The 21,261-nt window shown below is 73.1% G+C and carries 5 protein-coding genes; all 5 read left to right on the top strand.

The genetic code is table 11. The annotated features are described in order from the left end of the window. Window positions 1-39: 39 nt before the first annotated feature. The 5 genes from ACX9TP_RS12550 to ACX9TP_RS12570 all read left to right on the top strand — a co-directional run bounded on the left by ACX9TP_RS12550 (window position 40) and on the right by ACX9TP_RS12570 (window position 20,591). Window positions 40-5,046, top strand: a complete 5,007-nt coding sequence (locus ACX9TP_RS12550) for a hypothetical protein (protein ID WP_482979953.1) — start codon at window positions 40-42, stop codon at window positions 5,044-5,046. Between the two features lie 92 nt (window positions 5,047-5,138). Then, complete coding sequence (locus tag ACX9TP_RS12555) at window positions 5,139-9,323, top strand: hypothetical protein (RefSeq protein WP_482979954.1); 4,185 nt, start codon at window positions 5,139-5,141, stop codon at window positions 9,321-9,323. A gap of 102 nt (window positions 9,324-9,425) precedes the next feature. Beyond that, window positions 9,426-16,697: a carboxypeptidase regulatory-like domain-containing protein gene (locus ACX9TP_RS12560; RefSeq protein ID WP_482979955.1), complete on the top strand. Its 7,272-nt coding sequence runs from the start codon at window positions 9,426-9,428 to the stop codon at window positions 16,695-16,697. A gap of 88 nt (window positions 16,698-16,785) precedes the next feature. Beyond that, the gene (locus ACX9TP_RS12565) at window positions 16,786-20,001 is read left to right on the top strand and encodes a transglutaminase domain-containing protein (protein WP_482979956.1); all 3,216 of its coding nucleotides are present in this window, start codon (window positions 16,786-16,788) and stop codon (window positions 19,999-20,001) included. Continuing rightward, window positions 20,001-20,591 carry a DUF6714 family protein gene (locus ACX9TP_RS12570; protein WP_482979957.1) on the top strand — a complete coding sequence of 197 codons (591 nt, stop codon included), beginning with the start codon at window positions 20,001-20,003 and terminating at the stop codon, window positions 20,589-20,591. The genes ACX9TP_RS12565 and ACX9TP_RS12570 overlap by 1 nt, the downstream gene beginning before the upstream one ends. Window positions 20,592-21,261: the final 670 nt, after the last annotated feature.

The raw sequence follows: 21,261 nt of genomic DNA on the forward strand, positions 1-21,261 counted from the left end.
GGCAGAACCGGGGTGCTCAGGGGCTATGCTGGGGCCATCATGATCTGCCCAGCCTGTGCGCGGCTCCGCGCCGATGAAGCCGGCGACGCGTGCCAGGAGTGCGGCACCGCGCTCGTCCCGGCCACGGAGCCCCACCTCGAAGCGCTCGTGGAGACGACGGTGCGGCGCCACATCGAGCGCTGGCGCTACGACGGGCTCCTGGATGGCGTGACGGCTGGCCGGCTGGAGGCGTCGCTCGCCGCCCCGAAGGCCGTGGAAGTGCCGAAGCCGCCGGAGCACGTCCCGCCCGAGCCGGTGCCCTCCGCCACCCGCGTGGAGGCCTGGGCGGATGACGTCGCGGACTCGCTGCGTCAGGCGGCGGAATGGCGCCCGGGCTGGGGCGCGGCGCTGGCGCACAACCTGGAGGAGGCCGCGAAGGCGGAGCGCGAGCTGAAGGCCCGGCAGCGCGCGGCGGCCCGGGGGGGCCACGGCTCGCACGGTGACTCCAGCGAGGACGAGCTCGGCTCGGCGCTGGGCTCGGGGCAGGCGCTCTTCGCGCACGGACACACCGGCGGGCTGGGCGGCGGGCTGGAGGCGGTGGTGGCGCTGGACGACGGCGGGCCTTCGAGCACGCCGCGCCTCCACGAGTACATCTGGTGGTTCCTCGGCGCGGTGCTGGTGCTCGGCGGCTCCCTCATGGGCGTGCGCGAGGCGTGGCGGGCGCTGGGCGGGGTGCCCCGGCAGCTCCTCGTCACGGGCGCGCTCTTCGGCTACCACGCGGCCTTCATCGGCCTGGGCGTGTTCCTCTCGCGGCGCTCGCTGTCGGCGGGGCGGGTGCTGGCGGGCATCGGCCTGGCGTTGCTGCCGGTGGTGTTCGTCGCGCTGTCCGCGCTGGTCGCGCTGTCGCCGCTCATCGGCGTGCCCGTCGCGCTCGCTGTCGCGGGCGTCGGGCTCGTTCCATTGAGGGCGGCGGGGCGGCTGCTGCATGGGGTGTCGGCCGCCTCGCTCGCGGTGGCGCTGTGGCCCTCGCTGCTGGCCGGGTTGCCGCTGATGGGCTTCGAGGAGGAGCCCTGGCTGCGCGCGCTCTGTGCGTCGGCCGGAGTGGTGGCCCTGGGGGCGACGGCGTGGCGGGCGCGGGCGGCGAGGCTTGGAAGTGAGTCGCTCGCCAGCGCGGGTGCGGCGCTCTACGGGGCGCTCTGCCTGGCCGTCTTCTGCGTGGCCAGCGCGCCCGGCGGCTTCGACGCGCTGGAGCCGGGCGGCGCGCTGTTCGCGGGCATGACGCTGTGGGCGGTGGCGCTCGCCACGGTGGTGGCGGTGGCGGCGACCTCCGACGCCGTGCGGGACGCGTTTCCCCGCGCGGGCCCGGTGGTGGAAACGCTGGCGCACGCGGTGGTGGCCAGCGGCGCGCTCGCGGGGGCGCTCGGTGCATTCTCCGTGTCGTCGGTGGGGGACTTCCAGGTGGACCTGGGCTCGGCGCTCGCGCCCGCGCTGGCCGCCGGTGTCTTCTTCCTGCTGGAGCCCCGGCGCCGGGCGCTGGTGCATCCGTTCGTCATGGCCGCGATGCTGACGGGCGCGCTGCTCGCGCGCACGCAGGCGCCCGGAGATTCGGCCTGGTGGGCCTTCGGTGTCGCGGCGGTGTCCGCGGGGCTGCTGCCCCTGGCGCGGGTGACGGCGGCCCAGGGGACGCGCATCCGCCTGCTGGCGTGGGGCGTTGTCGGCTCGCTGCTGTCGATGCCCGTCGTCATGGGCGCGGCGTGGGGCTGGAGCCTGGGGAGCCTGTGGCCGCAGGTCCTGACGGGAGTGTTCATCGCGGTGGCGGCCCATGGCGCGGGAGGCTGGCGCTGGCGGGGGCTGCACTACCTGGGCGGCGTGGCCGCGCTGTTCGGCGCGCTCACGTATGTCTCGGGCACGCCCTGGCTCGCCGCGAGCGCGACGAACCTGGCCGTCCTCTCACTGGCGGGAGCGCTCTACGGCCTCGCGGGGCTCGTGCACGGCGCGTGGGCGCACCCCGACGGTCATGCCAATGCGCTGCGGCCCCTGGATGATGTGTCGCTGGCGATGGCCTCGCTCGGCCTGGGGCTGGCCAGCGGCGTCTCGCCGGTGCTGCCCGAGGTGCTGACTCCGTTCCTGGGCGTCTGGGATGGACGGCTGACCTGCGTGCCCACGGCGCTGACGTCCGCGTTGCTGCTGCTGCGCGCGCGGAGGGACGGCAGCCGGCTGGTCTCCTTCCTCGCGGCGTCGGGGCTGTCGCTCACCGTGGCGCAGTTCCTGGGCACCGTTCCCGGCACCGCGTGGGCCGCCCTCGTCTCCGCGTCCGTGGGGCTCGGCTTCGCGACCTTCGCGGCGCTGCGGCGTCCCGTTCCGGCCGCTCCCCTGGATGGGACGCCAGTGCCCCGAATCCAGGGCCGCAAGCTGCTGGGCTTCCTCTCCCTGCCGTTCGGCGCGCGGGGGCTGAGCCTCTTCACGGATGGGTTCGCCGCCGCCGTGTTCGTGCAGGGCGCGGTCACCACGCTCGCGCTCGTCAACTGGCTCTCCACGCCGGGCGACGTGGATCGACCCCAGGTGCTGCTCGCGGGTGGGTTGCTCACGCTCACCGCGCTGGTGGCCTTCGTCTCGCGCGGCTTCGTGACGTGGCGCCTGCGCGGCTCGGTCTTCACGCTGGCGGCGGTCGGAGGCTTCATCGCGCTCACGGCTGTCATCAACCGGGCGGGCCGGCCGCTTCCTCCCGACGTGTCCGCGTGGCGCCTGCCGCTCATCGGCATCGCGCTGTGGGGGCTCGCGCTGGCGACGCGGCGCTTCGGGCCCGCGCTCGGGCGGCTGCTGGAGAACCCGTCGCACGGCCGCGAGTACCACGCCGTGCCCCATCTGGGCGTGGCCGCGCTGGTGCTGGTCCTCATCAAGAGCGCCGTGGCCGTCGGCCTGCCGGACCCCTCGCGCGCGCTCGGCGTGGTGCCGCCGCTGCTGCTGCTGGGAGCGGCGCTGCTTTCGCTGCTGCTGGCCTTCTCCTTCCGCGCGGTGCCCATCGCGCACCTGGGTTTCCTGCTCGGGGTGCCCGGCGCCGCGCTGCTGGCCGCGCGGCAGGACCTGCTCGGGCCGTCGCTGGTGGCGCTGCTTCCTCCCGACGGGCAGTGGGTGCACGCCGCGGCGGCGCTCGCGTCCGCCACGGCGCTGGACTGGCTCCAGCCCGAGGCATGGCTCGCGCCGGGGGACACCCTCTTCCTGCTCTGGCAGCGCGCGTTCGCGGGCATCGCCGCAGCCGGGCTCGTGTACGCCGCGGCGGTGTTCGGGGTGCGCCATGAGCCCCTGCGCAGGGCCCTGCGCAGTTGGTCCGTCGTTGCCGTGGGGCTCGTCTGCGCCGCCGCGTTCTTCCAGCCGGGGCTGACGGCGGCCGGGCTCGCCTTCGCCACGGGCGCGGTCCTCTTCGCCGGTGGGGCTCGCGGGCAGGGGCGGAGCGTCCTCGGGGTCGGCATCTTCCTGCTCGTGCACGCAACCGCGCACCTCGTGCCCATCATGGAGGCGTGGCCGGGACCCGTGCTCGCGCTGGTGGGACTGGCGATAGTGGTGCTCGCCCCCTGGGTGTCGAGGCGGCGGGGCGTGGACCCGAGCGTGACGCGCGTGCGCTCGCACCAGGCGGCGCTGGGCTACCTCGTGTTCGGGATGGTGTACGCGCTGGCGGTGAGGGGCGAGACGTCACCTGTGCTGGCGGTGCCCACCCTGCTGTGGAGGATGTTGCTGGGGCTGGGCGGCTCGTGGATGGACTCCTTCGCGGTGCCCGTGACGCTGGTCCTCTTCGCCACCGCGCTGCTCGTGGCGGCGTTCCAGTGGAAGGGGGCCTTCGCCGGGTTCGTCGCCTGGGTGGCGTCCTCCGTGGGGGGCAGCGCCGTCGTCACCGGGCTCATGGCCACCTTCGTCATCCTCGCGCGCTTCGGTGGAATGGGGGTGCTGGGGTACGGGACGCTCTTCACGAACTACGGCGCGGCGCTCGCGCTGGCCATCGCGGGGAGTGCCCTGGCGCTGCACCTGGCCCGGTGGGTGACGCAGCGGAGCCGGGAGGACGTGTCCGACGGCCTGGGGTGGGGACGTGACGGGTGGCTGGTGGCGGGCGGCGGGCTGCTCGCCCTCGTCGCCGCGAATGGCCGCGCCTCCGAGGAGGTGCTGCCGCTGGCCGTCGCCGCCATCGGCCTGTCGGTCCTCGTGTCGCTGCATGCCGCGTGGCGCGAGCACACGGGCCGACACGTGTACTTCGTGCAGGTGGCGGTGGTGGGGGTCTACGCGCTGGTGCGGAGCCTGTACGCGGACGGCCTGCGGCCCGAGCACGACGCGCTCTTCGCGCTGGCGCTGGGCTTCGTGCTGGTGGGAGTGACGGTGCTCGCGCGGCGGGCGGGCGTGCGCCCGGTGGAGGCGGCGACGCGGCGCTTCGCGGCGCTGCTGCCCATCGGTGTGGCGCTGGTGCTGCCCGGGGATGCGACGCAGGAGGCGGCGCTGCTCGCGGGCGGCTCGGGTGCGCTCTACGCGGCGCTGGGCGCGGTGGAGCGCAGCCGGATGTTCGGCGCCTTCGCGGCGGCAGCCTGCAACCTGGCGCTGCTCATCGCGGCGCTCGCGTACGGCCTGGAGGGGTTGGAGGTGTACCTGGCGCCGCTCGGGTTGATGCTGTTGATGCTGAGCCAGTTGTTCACGTCGAGCCTGCCGCAGGCGGCCCGCAACGCGGTGCGCATCGTGGGCGGACTGCTGCTGTACGTGCCCGCGGCGGCGAAGCTGGCGATGCGGGTGGGTGAGTCGGCGGACGGGACGTATGCGCTCGTCTTCGGCGGCGTCTGCCTGCTGGGCGTGGCGGTGGGGATGGTGCTGCAGATTCGCGCCTACCTCGCGCTGGGCACGCTCTTCCTTACGCTGGACGTGGCGGCCAACCTGCTCGACGCGGGCTTGCGGGACCACCGCATCGGCTTCCTGGTGATGACGCTCACCGGGCTCACCATCGTCAGCGCGCGGGTGCTGGCCACCCTGAAGCGCCAGGAGTGGGAGCTCATGGTGCGGCGTGTGCGCGTGCAGCTCCGGGGCTGGGATTGAGCTGACAGTCCGAGGTCGTCAGGCATCGACGGGCCCGGCGTCCATGCCGGCCAAGACCCCGCCTTTCGCGTGGGTCCTGCCTGTCGGTGCCCATGCGACGCCCGTCCGAAGAGCACATCTCCGACCTCAAGCGCATCCTGCTGCGGCTGGGTCTGCTCGACGGGCAGCTGGTGTGGTGCGTGGACGGGCCGCGGCTCACGTGGCTCCAGCACGTGCACGACCCGCTCGTGCTGCTCGACGAAATCGAACGGCACGGGCGCCCCACGGTGGCGGGGCTCCAGCGCGCCGCGCGGATGGTCCGCCCACCGTATGCGGTCGACGTCCGTTGGCTCGGCGCCGCGCAGCGGGACCTCAAGGCGCTCCGCCAGCATCCCTCCGCGCTCAGGCTCATCGCCGAGGCGCCCCGCGTCTTCCGGCGCCATGGCACCGTGGACGCGGCGTGGGTCGATGCACGGCAGCACGCGTTGGACGCGCTCTCACGGCAGCTCGCGGCCGCGCCCACGGAGGGGACGGCGAGCCTGCATGCCCTGGTCGAAGCCGTCCACGGGCCCGGTGCCGCAAGGGCCCTGGAGCGAAGCGAGACCCGGAGCCGCCAGCATGGCCGCTTCCGCAGGGCCGAGGGGCGACGGCGCATCGCCGCGCTCGTAGCGCGCCTCTCCCCGGACCCTCGCTTCGAGCGGCGCGACGCGTGCGAGATTCCCGACGAGGTCCTCGACGGCTTTGCCAGGGAGGTGCTGCATGCCGACCGCGCGAGAGGCCGTCCCTTCGAGCGGCGCCTGAGGCGCACCGTGCAGGCGATGATGGCGTGGCCCGCGCCGCCTCCCGACACGGAGCAGGACACGTCTTCGGAGCCGCTCCCCCAGTCCCTCGGGGATGCGGTGCGGGCGGCGGGGGAGGAAGCCCTCGAGGCGCAGCGCTCCTCCACGGACGCAAAGTCGCTGGAGCGGCTGGGACGCGCGCTGGGAGTCCTCGGGCTGATGTTCCGGCCAGAGGCGGACGTCCTCCTCACTCCCTCCGACGTCGCGCTCGTCCTGCGGAGCACGGAGAAGCTCCGTGAGGGCCTCGCGGGGCAGCGGCTCGGTGTAGCGCAGGTGCTGACGTTGCTGCGTCTCGAAAGGAGCCGGGGCGACAGCTCGCGCGACCTCCTGGCCCCGCTCGGAGCGCTCGTGGCGCGGGGACTCGAGCTCCCCCTCGTCTCCGAGCTGGTCCGGAGCAAGCTCACGAGCGGTCTCACCGAGCTGGTGGACGACGTGGAGGCGGCGCGCATCTGGGGGCGGTGGGCGCTGCGACTCGCACCCGTGCTGAAGAAGCCGGGGCAGGAGCTGGCCCAGATGGCGTCCGCCTTCCAAGGTATCGCCCGGAGCCGCAAGGTGGGGCTCTCGCTCCTCGGGCGGTGCCTGCTCACCCAGCAGTCCACGACGAATCCCCAGACCCTCCTCACGTGGCTCGACGCGACGCTCGGCCTGGTGCGCTCCGCGCCGGAGCAGGCGCGCACCCTCCATGCGGACCTGCAGGGCACCGCGCCCGGCCTCGGGCGCAGCCTCTTCCCGGAGTTCGCCGCCTGGCTCGGAGATGACGCCCTGCTGGACCGCTACTGCTACCTGCGTCGGCTCGCGGGCGAACCGCCGGGCTTGCCGCGGGCGCTGCTTCGCGACTTCGCCCATGCCACGAAGCGCCAGCGCGAGCGCAAGCACCTGTCGGCGAGAGAGGGCCTCACGGAGGCCCAGTTGCGCCGGCTGGAGCGCCTGGAGCAGCGGCCCCAGGGGGAGGGCGCGCCGCCCTCGCCGGAGTGGACGCTGCGGCGCCTGCGGGAGCGGATGGAGGTGGTACTGGCCCGCGCTTTCGAGGTCCGCCTCGACGCCGCGCTCGACGCCGTGCTGCGCGCCGGCTGGGGCATCTGCCTGCCCGCGCTGACGCCCGAGTGGCGCGACGCGGTGCGCCTCCGTCTTTCGACGGAGGTCAACGAGGAGCTGCTTGGCAGGCTGCTGCGCCACGCGGCGGCCCATCCGGGACAGCCCCTCGCGCGCGCCATGCCCGCCAACACCGCGTGGCTCAAACGCGCGGCGAAGCGGATGGACGTGGAGGCCTGGCTCGCTCCCCGCACCACCGTGGTGCGCTTGCAGGGCCGCCGGTACGTGCTCGCCGTGGAGCAGGATCCGCTCCAGGTGTTGCGGATGGGCGTTCCGTTCAACACGTGCCTGTCCATCGAGAAGAGTGGGGCGGGGAGCGCCGCCACCGTGGTCAACGCCCTGGACGCGAACAAGCACGTCCTCTACCTGCGCGACGAGGCCGGGCACATCGTCGCGCGCAAGCTCGTCGCCGTCTCCCGGGACTGGGAGCTGCTTGGCTACCGGCTCTATGTCGCGCTGGAGCGCGAGCTCCGGCCGGACGTCGAGCGCGCCTTCCACGCCTTCTGCGTGGAGCTGGCCGCCTGCGCGCGGCTGGCCCTGGCGACCTCCGGTGAGCCGGAGACCCTCCATTCCGGCTACTGGTACGACGACGGCACCGTTCCCTTCCAGGTCTCGGACGCGGCCGGCCCGGCCGAGGAGGCCGTGGCGGCGTACTGTCGGCACCTGGAGAGGCCCGTCGTTGCGTCCGACCTGCTCAGGTACGAGGCCGAGGCGTGGTTTGCCCGCCATCGCGAGGACGTCGGGGCGACGCTGGCCGCCCTGGGCCGCAACCTCGGCGGAGAGGTGGAACTGGAGGCCGCGCACTGGCTCGTCGAGCGCCTGGGTGAGGCGGAGTGTCTCCAGCTCTCGAAGTTCCATCCGACCCTGGGGTTCGCGCTCCTCCGCCGCGCCTTCACGCCGGACGCCGAGGGAATGCTCGCGGTGCTGGGCCGCTTCCCGCGGGTGAGCGACTCGCTCTGGGAAGCGGCGAAGGCGCTCCTCGACCTCGCGAGCCCCTCAGGGGCGGCGGCGCGGATGCTCGTGGACGTGGCGCGGCGCGAGTCGGAGCGCTCGGAGCGCTTCAGCGACCACGGCATCGGGCATGGGACGATGTACGTGCTGCCGCCCTTGCTGGCGAAGCTGGACGTGGCCACGGGGCTCGAGCTGTGCGAGCGGGTCGCCCCACTCTGGGAACAGGTCGCCAGGGCCGGGGCTCCCTACTGCGAGGACTGTCGCGACCGGACCTGGAACCGCGTGCTCGCGTCCTGCGTCCGTGCCTATGCGCGGCGGCCGGAACCCGCCGTGGTGGTTCGCTGCCTCGCGGACCCTCGCCGGCATGCCGCCGCGCACCGGGTGGCACTGCATCTGGCCGCGCGCTTCCCGTTTCCCCGGGGCCTGGGGCTCCCCGCCCCGGCACCCCGGGGGCTCACCTGGCTCGAAGGCGCGCCCATCGGCTGTCCACCGGCCCTTCGAGTGTTGCGGAAGCGCGGTGCGAGGAGTCGTGAGCTCGCCGCCCATCCGGACATGCGCGCCGCGCTGTTGAGGCAGTCCGGGCCGGGCGCGCCGCTTTCTCCCGGTGCGCTTCCGGTGCCCGCCGTCGCGCCGGCAGTGGACTCCACGCCGTTGCGTGATGCACTCCACGGGCTCGATGAGGGCACCCGCCCCGGAGTCCCGGTGGACGGGGAGGCGCTGGAGTCGTGCATCGACGTGCTGGCCCGGGAGAAGACGCCCCTGGAGTGCTGGGTGGCGGTGCTGGAGCAGCTCCTGGAACGGGGGGCCCCGGACGCGCTGGTCTCACGGGCCACGAAGGCCGCCTTCCCCGACGCGAGGTCATTTCCGCCGGATGAGACGGAGGTGCTCATGCTCAGGCTCGCCGGGCTGCCCCAGACGCGCCGCGCCGTCGTGGCACTCCTGTCCCAGCTCGACCCCAGTGCCTGGCCGGGCTGTCACGCGCGCCTCCAGCTGGAGGCCCGGGCACGCGGATGGGACGCTGGCGCATTCCTGGACGAGGTCTGCGCGGGCTGGGTCCGGCGTTTCCGGGGCACGGAGATCCTCTTCTTGCCGCACTGGATTCCCGCCGGATTGGTTGACGGGCTGGAGCGGGCGGCCCTCGCCCAGGGGCCGTTCAGCTCCCTGCGGCTCTTCAATGAGCTCCCCTCGCATGGGCTGGCGTCGAGATTCCTGGACCGCATGCTCGCCGCACTCCCGAGGAAGGCCCTCCAGGAGGAGCTGGCCGTCAGCGCCCGTCCCGAGGACGACCTCGAGCCGAGGCGCAAATGGCTGGAGGCCGCGCTGGGGGCGTCCGCGTGCGGCGCCGTGCTTGCGACGGAGCCGACGCCCCGCGGCAGCGGGAGTATCGCGGACCACCCTGACATTCTCGTGCGGTGAGAACAGCAAGGTGCATTGACCATGCAATTGCAGATGTGAGACATAGGGCGCGCCTTGGGGACGGCTTGTTTTATTCCGTCTTCATCAGGGGGAGGCCTGTCCATGCACGTTGGGGTCGTGAGGGCCGCGCTGCGCGCGAGCCGTTTCCGTTTCGCGGTGCTGGCGCTGTTGTGCTCGTCGGTGGCCCACGCGGGGCCCGGGCTGGACTGGCTGGTTGCGCAGCAGGATGTGGACGGCAGCTATGGCTCGAGCGCGGACTCGCTCGCCACGCGCCCGCAGGCCACGGCCGAGGTGCTGCGCGCGCAGCTCGCCCTGGACCAGGAGTTGTCGCTGAGCTTCGAGCCGGCGCTCACCTGGCTCAACGCGCACCCTGAAATCAATACCGAGTTCCTCGCGCGCAAGGTCACCGTCAACGCCCTGGCGGGGCGCATGGCGACGGTGTTCGCCACGCGGCTGCTCACGCACCAGAACGCGGACGGCGGCTTCGGCCACCGGCCGGGGTTCGACTCCAGCATCACGGACACCGTGCTCGCGGTGGAGGCGCTGGGGGCGGCCAACTACGGCTCCATGCCGCAGGTGGGCCGGGCGGTGGCATTCCTCCTGGCGCGTCAGCAGGGCAACGGCGGCTGGGCGGAGGGGGCGAACGACGCCTCGGTGTCGCTGAGCGCGGTGGGCCTGCGCGCCCTGTGGCCGTACCGCTCGACGTGGCAGGGCGTGGCGGCGGCGCTCACGCGCGCGCAGGGCTTCCTGGCCTCCCGCACCGAGGCGGATGCGCTCTGGGGCGAGGACTTCGTGAGCGCGCAGGTGCTGCTGGCCCTGGTGCCCGCGGCCACGGATTTGTCCGGGCTGACGGCCAGCGCCACCGCGCTCCAGGCCCGCCAGCTCCCCGACGACAGCTGGGCTCGTGACACGTACACCACCGCCCTGGTGCTCCAGGCGCTGCGCGCGTACGAGGCGCGGAGCAGCGGCGGGACGCCCGCGCCCACCGGCTCGGTCTCCGGCTACGTGGTGCGCGCGAACAGCACCGAGCCCATCGCCGGCGCCACCGTCAGCGTGAATGAGTCGTCCGAGCACGCGGTGCTCACCAACTCGGAAGGGTACTTCGTCATCCCCGGCCTGCCCGCCGGTGGCTACACGCTCACCGCCAGCCGGGCCGGCTTCACGTCGGCCAGCGTGGCCGTGGGCGTCCAGGCGAACCAGGTCACCCTCGCGGGCCGGCTGGTGCTGGACGTGTCCGCGCAGACGGGCCTCGTGCGGGGCCGGGTGCTGGACTCCACCACGGCGCAGGCGCTCGCCTCCGTCCAGGTGAGCTTGGAAGGCACGGCGCAGCGCTCGGTGCTGACCAACAACGCGGGTGACTTCGACTTCGGCGCGCTGGCGCCGGGCCTCTACGCCATCCGCTTCCAGAAGGCGGGGTACCGCACCCTCTCCGGCACCCTGACGGTGACGGCGGGGGAGACGGTGTCCACGCAGCTGGGCATGACGCCGGAGAGCACGCCCGTCGATGACTCGGACGGCCTCGTGTCGGGCCGCGTGGTGGATGGGAAGACGGGCCAGCCGCTCGCAGGCGCCGTCATCGCGCTGGGCTCCGGCCTGAGCGCCACCACCGCCGCGGACGGCACCTTCAGCATCGCCTCCGTGCCGCGCGGCAGCTACTCGGGCACGGTGGGCGCCGCCGGCTACCAGGGGCTGAACTTCAGCCTGATGTTCGGGCCGGGCTGCATTGGCGACATGGGCACGCTGACGCTGTTCCCCGAGGCCGCCACGCCGTCGCCCACCCACCTCACGCTGCGCGGCACGGTGTCCGACGGCGTCAATGGCGCGCCCGTGAGCAACGCCACCGTCCAGTTGGTGGAGACGGGGGCGAGCAGCACCACGGCCACGGACGGGCGCTTCGTGCTGTCCGGCATCACCCTCAAGGACTTCAGCCTCGCGGTGAGCGCCGCGGGCTACGCGCCGGCCAGCTACACGATGAAGGTGGGCGCGTTCGGCGAGGCCGTGGTGGAGCTCAAGCTCTCCCCGCCCGGCAGCAGCGGCACCACGAGCAACCTCTCCGGCCTGGTGGCGGACGCCGACACGGGGGCGCCCCTGGCCGGCGCCCAGGTCTCCGTCGAGGGCACGGAGTTGTCCGTCACCACCGGCGCGGACGGCAGCTACACCCTGGCGGGCATCGAGTCGCTGGAGCCCACCGTGAAGGTGTCCGCGGTGGGGTACGGCGCGCAGGCGCACGGCATCAAGCTGTCGTCGCATGGCAGCTATGTCTTCAGCCCGGCGCTGGTGCCGGTGGCGGGGGACAGCTTCCAGATTGTCGCCCTGGACGCCACGCAGCCGGAGGCGGGCGCGGATGGAACGGTGTCCTTCACCGCCCGCATCGCCAGCCTGCTGGACGCGCCGAAGTCCGCGCTGGTGCTGGGCGAAATCCAGGACGCGTCTGGCACGGGCGTGGCGGTGGTCCGTCCCTTCATCGAGGGCACCACCACGCCGGGCAGCGAGTTCTCGTTCGCCGCGGACGAGGTGAAGACGCTCACCATCCCCTGGAGCACGGCGCAGTTCTCGCCGGGCGTGTACCGGCTGGTGCTGCGCGTGGTGGAGCCCGGCACCGTCAGCCGCGCCCTGCCCACGGGCGAGGTCCTCGCGGAGAACAGCGCCGCCGCGCGCGTGAAGGCCACGCAGGCCATCAGCGGCGCGATGAACATCAACCCCCCGCTCACCCAGGCGGGCCTGCCCACGCCGGTGTCCTTCACGGTGCTGGTGCGCAACGCGGGCAACGTGCCGCTGGCGGCGGGGGCGTATGTGCTCACCGTCGTGCACCCGGACTCGGGCGAGACGCTGTTCACCGCGCAGGCGAACGCGGGTGCCCTCGAGGTGGGGGAGCTGGCCACGGTGTTCCTGGGCACGTGGACGCCGCTGCAGGCCGGCAACCTCCAGGTGCGCGTGCGGCCGGTGGCGGCGGGCGTGGCCGGTGAGGTGACGGACCGTCTGTACGTGGGCGACAAGGCGACGGGCAGCTTCACGGTGAGCCGCACGGTGGTGCCCGAGGGCACGCAGACGGTGCGCGGCAAGGTCGCCATGCAGGGCGTGGACACCGCCCAGGGCGGCAGCACGGACCCGCTGTTCGCCTTCGTGAAGGAGTCCGTCCGCCGCGGTGGCGCCTTCACGGCGCCGGAGGCGGTGAGCTGGCACCAGGTGAACCGGTGCCTGGGCTGCCACATCCAGACGCAGAGCCTGCTCGGCCTCTCCAACTCCTTCGACAAGGCGCCGGTGGACCGCAAGGCCACGACGTACCTCTACAACACCCTCTCCAGCAGCCAGTGGTCGGACGGCGCGCTGCGCATCTCCCACCCGGAGTTCCAGCGCACGCAGACCACCCTGGGCCTGTGGTCGCTCTCCGCCTGGCCGGACATCGCCGGCACCTTCCGCACCAAGCTGAACGCGGCGAAGTACCTCCAGGCGCGGCGCTACACCAGCGGTGACCAGACGTGGTGGTCCCCGGACTACGCCACGGCCTGGTGGAACACGGACGTGAGCCACACCGCGCTGACGGTGAAGGGCTTCGCCAACGTCCTCAAGGACGCGACGCGGCCCGAAATCGCCGACGTGAAGGACTACTCGCTCGCCACGGTGGGCGCGGCGGGCAGCATGAACAGCTCGGAGGACCTGGCGGCCGCGCCGGACGGCACCCTCTACGTGCTGCGCAACTTCGGCGCCATCGACCGGCTGGACCGCGCCACGGCCGCGGCGACTCGCGTCGTGTCGAACCTGCCACAGCCGACGTACGGCCTGGCCGTCGCCGCGGATGGCACCTTCTTCGTCGCCCGGCCCTCCAACCCCACCGTCGTCATCATCCGGCCGGACGGGACGCGGCAGGACGTGAATGCCGGGGGCTACCTCATCGACGGCGCCCTGGGGCCTGACGGCTGGTTCTACTCGGCGGACTACTACAGCCACCGCGTGCTGCGCGTGTCCCCCTCGGGGCAGGTGGAGACGTTCGTCAGCGGGGGGCTGCTCTACTACCCGTACGGCGTGGAGTTCGACGCGGACGGCAACCTGCTGGTGTCCAACCAGTGGGGCTACAACATCGTCAAGGTGGCGCCGGACCGCACCGTGTCCATGTTCGCGGACGGCCTCGCGTACCCGCCGCACCGGATGACGCGCGCGGCGGACGGCAGCCTGTACGTGCTGGTGTCGCAGTCCTACTCGGAGGGCATGCTCCGGGTGCGCCCGGATGGCAGCGCCGAGCGCATCTTCGAGGTCGGCTACCTGCGCGCCGTCGCGGCGGCGGGGGACCAGGTGTTCGCCACCTCCGCGTGGGACAACACGCTGAAGGAGGTGAAGCGCGTGCCGCTGGACACCTCCGCGCTGGCGGGCCTGCGCGCGGAGCTTCCCCGCGCGGTGCGCTACCTGCTCGCGAGCCACCAGGACAACAACTGGGACAACACCGTGCAGGCGATGCGGCTGCTGGGGCTGGCCGAGGCCCGGCCCTACGTGGACGACAGCGTGCTCAAGGCCCGCATCGACACGGCCCTCACCTACGTGGCGGGCGTCCTGCGCGCCCGCCAGCTCGCCGACGGCGGCTGGGGCCGCTACGTGGGCTATGGCAGTGACCCGCTGATTACCGCCATGGTGGGCATCGCGCTGGAGTACACGGAGCCGTCGCCCACGGACCCGCAGATTCGCAAGGCCATCCAGTACCTGCTGGCCACGCAGCGCGCGGACGGCTCCTGGGACAACTACAACAACGGCCTGACCACCCGGCTGGCGTCCACCAGCTTCGTCATGGTCTTCATGCCCAAGGCGCTGGAGCGGCTGGGCGGCATCGACGTGGACCTGAGCGTGGAGCTGCCGGGCAACGTGACGCTGTCCAACCCGACGCTCGCGCCCACCACGGCGCAGCCGGGCCCGGGTGGCGGGACGGCGTACACCTGGCGGCTGCTGGGCGTGACGGGCGCGGGTCGCGAGGTGGAGTTCGACCTGGCGCTGCACGACATGGCGCTGGACGAGCAGCGCTCGGTGGCGACGCGTGCCTTCCTGGAGTTCGACAACTCGTTCCTGGAGGAGAAGGTCCAGGTGCCGCTGGAGGTGCCCGTGGTGCGGGCCGCCAGTGGCATGACGCTGGCGGTGGCGACGGATGCGCTGACGTATCCCGCGGCCGCGCCGGTCGCCATCCAGAGCACGGTGACGAACACCGGGCCCACGCCCGCCACGGGCCAGGTGGTGCTGGCCATCCACGCGGTGGGGAGCCCGGAGCCACTGGTGGAGCTGCCGCCGCTGCCGGTGGACCCGCTGTCACCGGGCGCTTCGCGCACGCTGCCCGCGGGCTGGAACACCGGCTCCACCCTGGCCGGGGAGTACGAGGTGCGGGCCCGGCTGCTGGATGCCTTCGGCCGGGTGCTCGCCCGGGGCGTGGCGCCGCTGCGCATCAGCGCGCCCTCGGCCACCGCCACCACGGCCGTCACCACGGACAAGGCGGTGTATGGCGCCTGGGACGCGGTTCGCATCACCGGACGCGTGGGCAACGCCGCGTCCAACGCGCTGCTCGCGCCCTCGAAGGCGGAGCTGACGGTGCGCGCGCCGGGCGGCGCCACGCTGCTCACCGCCACGCGCGACGTGCGCCAGCTCATGCCCGGCGCGCTGTTGGATTTGCCATTCCCGCTCTCCCTGGCCGACGCGGCCAGCGGCACGTACCCCGTCACCCTGGTGCTCCGTGACGCGCTGTCGCGGGCCATCCTGAGCACGAGCACCACCACCTTCCAGGTGGAGCGCCGCGTGCTGGCGGGCGTGTCGGGCTCCGTGAGCGTGGCGCTGCCCAAGGTGTACGTGGGCGACTCCAACACCTGCACGGACACGGCTCGGAGCGCCTCCGGCGAAGCGGTGCCCGGCGTCGTGCTGGTGCGCCAGCTGGTGGACGTGGTCGCGGGTACGGTGCTGAGCGAGGTGCGGGAGACGGTGGACCTGTCGGCCGGTGCGCCCCACGTGCGCTCGCGCGGCATCTCCACGCAAGGCCTGTCGACGGGCGACTATGCCTGCGTCCTCCGTGCGGAGCTGCCCGGTGAGTCGCGTGCCCTGGGCTTCGCGAGCTTCCAGGTGGAGACGCCTCCCATCCGGTTCAGCGCGCAGCTGAGCCAGGGCGGCCGGGGCCGGCTGCTCGTGCTGCTGGATGCACCCGTCGAGGCCAGTGGTCATGACAATGACCCGAACGGGCCCACCAGCGCGCCGGGGCTCGTTGCCCAGAAGGCGTTCCTGAGGGCGCTGTTGGACGGCGCCGGCTGGTCCTACGACATCGTCGAGTGGCAGAAGACCTTCGCCGTGCAGCTGCGCACCGGTGGCTACGGCGCCTACGTGCTGCTCACGGAGTTCTTCACGCTGGACCCGCTCATCCAGAAGGAGCTGCGCGAGGCGGTGTTCCGCGGAGAGGGCCTCCTGGTGGCGGGTGACTACGACTCGCGTCACAAGACGGTGCACGACGCCCTGGGCGTCCGCTACGTGAGCAAGGTCAGCGGAGCCTCGCACGTGGTGCTGGACGCCCCCGGCTTCCCGCTGCTGAGCGGCGAGCTGGCGGTGCTCGCGGGCGAGAAGCCGCTGCTCATCGAGCGGCGCGGCGCGCAGAGCCTGGGCACCTTCCGCCTGGCGAGCAACCTACCCGAGCCGGCCACGCCGCTGGACGCGGTGACGCTGAATGCGTACGGCCTGGGCGAGTCCGGCTTCGCGGGCATGGACCTGTTGGCCATCGCCACCCGCGACGGGCAGACGGGCCTGGCCGCGGACGTCCTCCGCGCACTGCTGGAGCGCGTGCACCCGATGCCGCCGCCCACGGGTGGGCGTGCGGTGGTGCCGGTGCAGCTGGACGTGGAGAACCTCGGCATGGCGGTCCCCATCACCGCCACGGTGGCGATGCCTCCCGGCGTGGAGTTGGTGGACGCGGGGACGGGACAGGTCGTGGACGGACAGCTCACCTTCTCCTTCCCGCTGGAGGTGGGGGGGACGAAGCAGGTGCGGTTCTGGGTGCGGCTGCCGAGGGCGCCGGAGCCGGTGGACTTCACCGCGGTGGTGAAGGGCGGGCCCACGGGCTCGGTGTCGATGAACGCCACGCTCCGCGTGCACGTCACGGCCCCGGACACGCTCACGAGCATCCAGGCGAAGCTGCTGGCGCTGGCGAAGGCGGGCCATCCGAAGGCCACCGCGCTGAAGTCCGCCGCCAACTACGTCGGACAGGCCGCCGCGGACGCGGCGGAGTGGCCGGCCCTCGCCTGCGAGTCCGCGCTCAAGGCGTCGGACGCGCTGCTGGGCATCACGGACCCGTCGGTCACCGAGCTGCGCGTGGCGCTCGGCGTCTGGCTGCGGCAGGCGACGCAGGACCTGCCGCCGCCTTTCTGAGCCGGTTTCGTCGCCACTTCGAACCACAGGCCAAGTTCTTCATGGATTGATGTCCCCTTCGGGGGACATGCGGGGGCAGGAATCCGTCATGCAGGCACCTCTTGAAGCAGCGCCCCACCGTCCCAACGGGTGGATGCAGGGCATCTCGGCAGCGGTAACGGTGGCGATGGTCGTCCTCTCGCTGCAGCCCATGGCCGCGGCGGCACAGCCGGCCATGCGACTGGCGGCGGCGCGGGCGCAGCGCCTGGCCCACGGCGCCGTGCCGTCGGGCCCGGCCGTTCCGGTGCCCTTCCTGTCGCCCCTCGCGTCCCCGGGCGCGGGGGCCAACCGGTGCGAGGTCGACGCGCTGAAGCGGCCCGCGCCCACGGCGGAAGAGCAATACGGCCAGCGGCTCGTCGCGGTGGCGGAGCGCGCGAAGCAGGCGCGGCCCGTGGCTCGCGGCGCGCGGCCGGGAGCGCAGGACGTGAAGGCACTGCGCACGCAGCTGGCGGAGGCGGCCGCGTCGGGGGCGGCGGTGGAGTCCTCGTTCCAGGCCGCCGAGCGGGAGCTGAAGGCGCAGAAGCTGCCGCCCGTGGTGCTGGAGCGGCACCGGGCGGCGCTGAAGCAGGCGCGGGCCCGGCAGGCGCAGCTCCAGCAGTTGTCGGCGCGGCTGGCCCGCGCGGATGACGCGAACCAACCGGCGGAGCGCGCCGCGGCGGTGGAGCAGGTGGCCGCCTTCTTCGAGAAGAACCCGCAGGGCCGCACGCATCAGCGGGCCCGGCTGGACAAGCTGCCCTTCCGTGCGCCCGACGCGACGGTGCGCGAGCCGGCCACCACCCCCGAGGCCTTCCCCGCGTCGCTGGTCGGGACGGAGGACGCGGGGCGCCGCGCGGCGGGCGCTCGCGGCAGGTCGGCGGGTGCCGACGCCCAGGCCTCGCTGGCGGTGCCGGTGCCCCCGGAGGCGCTGGCGGCGACGGAGGACGTGCAGCTCACCCAGCCCATCCGCGACCTCGCGGCCAGCCTGAACAACAACCCGGTGGAGATCTACAACTGGGTCCGCAACAACATCCAGTGGGTGCCCAGCTACGGCTCGCTCCAGGGCAGCGACCTGACGCTGCTGAACCGGCGGGGCAATGCCTTCGACACGTCGAGCCTGCTGATTGCCCTGTACCGAGCCGCCGGCATCCCCGCGCGCTACGTCTACGGCACCGTCGAGGTGCCGGCCAGCCAGGTGATGAACTGGGTGGGCGGCGTCACGCGGCTGGAGGCGGCGCAGCAGCTCATGGGGCAGGGTGGCATCCCCAGCGTCGCGCTGGCCCAGGGCGGCGCCATCCGGAGCATCCGGATGGAGCACGTGTGGGTGGAGGCGCTGGTGGACTTCGAGCCCTCGCGCGGCGCCATCAACAAGGAGCCGGACTCCTGGGTGGCGATGGATGCGTCCTTCAAGCAGTACACGTTCACCGCGCCGGTGGACCTGAAGGCGGCGGTCCCCGTGGGAGTGGACGCGGCGGCGGCGCAAATCATGGCGACGGCGACGGAGGACCTGCAGACGGGCTCCTTCACCGGCCTGGACCAGGCCGCGTATGACGCGTGGACGCTGAAGATGCGCGCGGACATCGAGTTCCAGTTCGGCACCCAGCGCAGCGTGTCCGAGTTCACCGGCGCGCGCGCCATCATCCCCGAGACGGGCAGCGTGCTGGCGGGGGCGCTCCCCAACAGGGTGGTGGCCCGCACGAACAGCTTCACCCGGCTGCCGGACAGCCTGCGCCACCGCGTGGAGCTCACGCTGTACGCGTCCGCGTTCGACCGGGCCGTGGGGGAGTCCTCGCTCACCTGGACGGTGGACCTGCCCTCGCTGGCGGGCAAGCGCCTGGGCGTGACGTACGCGCCCGCCACGGCGGCGGACGCCGCGGTGCTGGCGAGCTATCGGAGCAGCCCCGGGGACAGCCTGCCGCTGTACCAGATTCACGTGCGCCCGGTGGTGCAGGTGGACGGCGTGGACCAGGCGCAGGGCCCCGCGAGCCCCATGGGCACGGAGCAGACGTGGGAGGCGCGGTTCCTCTCGCCGGGAGACCCGGGCAGCGGGCCGGAGGAGTTCGAGGTGACGGCGGGCGAGGAGATGGTGTTCGGCATCAACGGCCAGGGCGTCACGCAGGAGATGATTCACCGGCGCTTCTCCCAGGGGCCGTCGAACACGGCGGCGGAGAACCTGCACACGGTGGCGCTGTATTACTGGGCCCAGTACGACGCGCTGAACGAGGTGGTGGCGTCCACGCGCAACGCGCTGGTGATGCGCATGCCGTCCATCGGCCTGTTCTCCGTGCCGCTGCAGGTGGGCTACTTCTTCGGCATCCCCCGCACCGGCTCGTACGTGTCGCGGCAGATGGACGTGGCGCGCTCGCTCATCGCGGCGGTGGACCGGGCGAACGGGAGCACGGCGGAGGTCTTCCGGCTGACGGGCACGTTCGGCTCACTGCTGGAGGGCAGGACGTTCGACTCGCTCTTCAAGCGGGAGCAGGGCTCAGGCGTGTCGGCGGTGCAGCTGCTGAAGGACGCCAACCAGCAGCAGATTCCCATCTACCGCATCACCTCGGAGAACTACGAGGACATCGCCCCGAGGCTGAACCTCCCGGCGGACATCGAGGGGGAAATCTACGACGCGGTGCTGGCGGGCAAGCACGTCATGGTGTCCGAGCGCGCGCCGGTGCACGGCAACTGGAAGGGCGTGGGCTACATCATCGAGGACCCGGACTCGGGGGCGGCGGCCTACCTCATCAACGGCGGCCTGAATGGCGGCTCGGATGACCCGTGCGACCCGGACCGGAGGCGCGAGCCGGTGCGCGTCCCCATCCTCGAAATCATCCTCATCGCCATCATCATCATCGCCATCGTCCTGCTGCTTGCGTCGCTGCCGGCCCTGGCCCCCGCGGCGGGAGCGGCGGCGAAGCCCGCGCTGGCGGCACTGCTCATGCTCCTGGGGCTGGGGGCGACTCCCGCCTTTGCCGGGCCGTCGCCGAGCTTCCCTGGCAACGGGATGACGCCTCCGGGCGACTGCACCTACGCGCAGCACCTGGCGCTGCAGGCGGTGGTGGACACGGAGTGCCATGGCGCGCCGAGCTGCCGGCCATACCCCGTGCGCGGCGCCAACTGCGTGGCGTTGCAGGCGGCCAAGGACCGGAACCTGCGGTGCGCGCTGGCACGCAGCGCGGTGAACAACACGTGCTTCCGGGGCGGCAACACGACCCACTACAATGAGGAGGTCATCGCCTACGAGCGCGTGACTGTCTGCGAGTGCCGTCTGGCGACCAACGGGTGCCCCCTCTGATGGTGACACTGGACTCCGCGAAGGTGCAGGTGGCGCTGGCGGAGCTCCAACGCGCCTTCCCGGACCGGCCCTTCCCGAAGGGAGCGGCCGTGGTCCGGGGGGGCCAGTGGCATGACCCGGCGGGCAAGGCGCACCGACACGAGGACCCGGAGGCCGCGGGCGTGTCCCGCTTCTTCGCGGGAGCTCCATGGAAGCGCCTCTCCGGTCCGGCCCTGCTCGGGTGGGGCATGGCGGGGGTGGCGCTGCGGCACCTCACGCCGGAGGCGCTCGCGTACTACCTGCCCGCGTACCTCACCGCGTTCCTCACCGAGACCTTGGACCCGGTGTCCTTCGCGGTGCTGGAGTCGGCGGTGTCCGTGCTCACCGCTCCGGAGTCCTCAAGCGGGCCACCGCCGGGAGGACGGAGCGCCGCGCAGTGGCAGGCGATGGAGGCGGAGCGCGCGGAGGCGTTCCAGGCCTTCACCCGTGCACTGGATGCCGCACAGCGCTCGGCGGTGAGGGCCTTCTTGGAGGCCGTCGAGTCGGTGTTCGAGGAGCCGGGCATGGACAACCCGGTGCGGACCGCGCTGGACCGGTACTGGGCGAGCTGACCTGAACGGGCCGCACCGGAGTTCTTACCGGGCCGGGAATCGTACGGAGGTACGACATGCCTCCAAGTCCCTGGAAATGCTGGGCTTCTGTCATGCGAAGCCTTCGGCACGCGCCCTGCTATGGGGTGGTGCAAGCAGGACGGGGCGGTACGGGGCAGGGCGGGGCGGGGCAGCACGGGCGGCGGGTAGGACGGGGCAGTACGGGCGGCGGGCAGGGTGGGGCAGCAAAGCGGCACGGCGGTACGGGGCAGCACGGGCGGCGGGCAGGGCGGGGCGGTACGGGCGGCGGGTAGGACGGGGCAGCAAGGCAGCAGCGCGGTACGGGGCAGTACGGGCGGCGGGTAGGACGGGGCAGCAAAGCAGTACGGGCGGCGGGCAGGACGGGGCAGCAAGGCAGCAGCGCAGTACGGGGCGGTACGGGCGGCGGGTAGGACGGGGCAGCAAAGCGGCACGGTGGTACGGGGCAGTACGGGCGGCGGGCAGGACGGGGCAGCAATGCAGCACGGCGGTACGGGGCAGCACGGGCGGCGGGTAGGGCGGGGCAGCACGGCAGTACGGGGCAGTACGGGCGGCGGGTAGGGCGGGGCAGTACGGCAGTGCGAGCGGAGCCATGGGCTCAGCTCCAATTGGTCGGCTCGGGTGTGGGGGATGGGGTTGGGGGAGCCGGTCC

The sequence above is a fragment of the Pyxidicoccus sp. M15 genome (assembly GCF_056858435.1).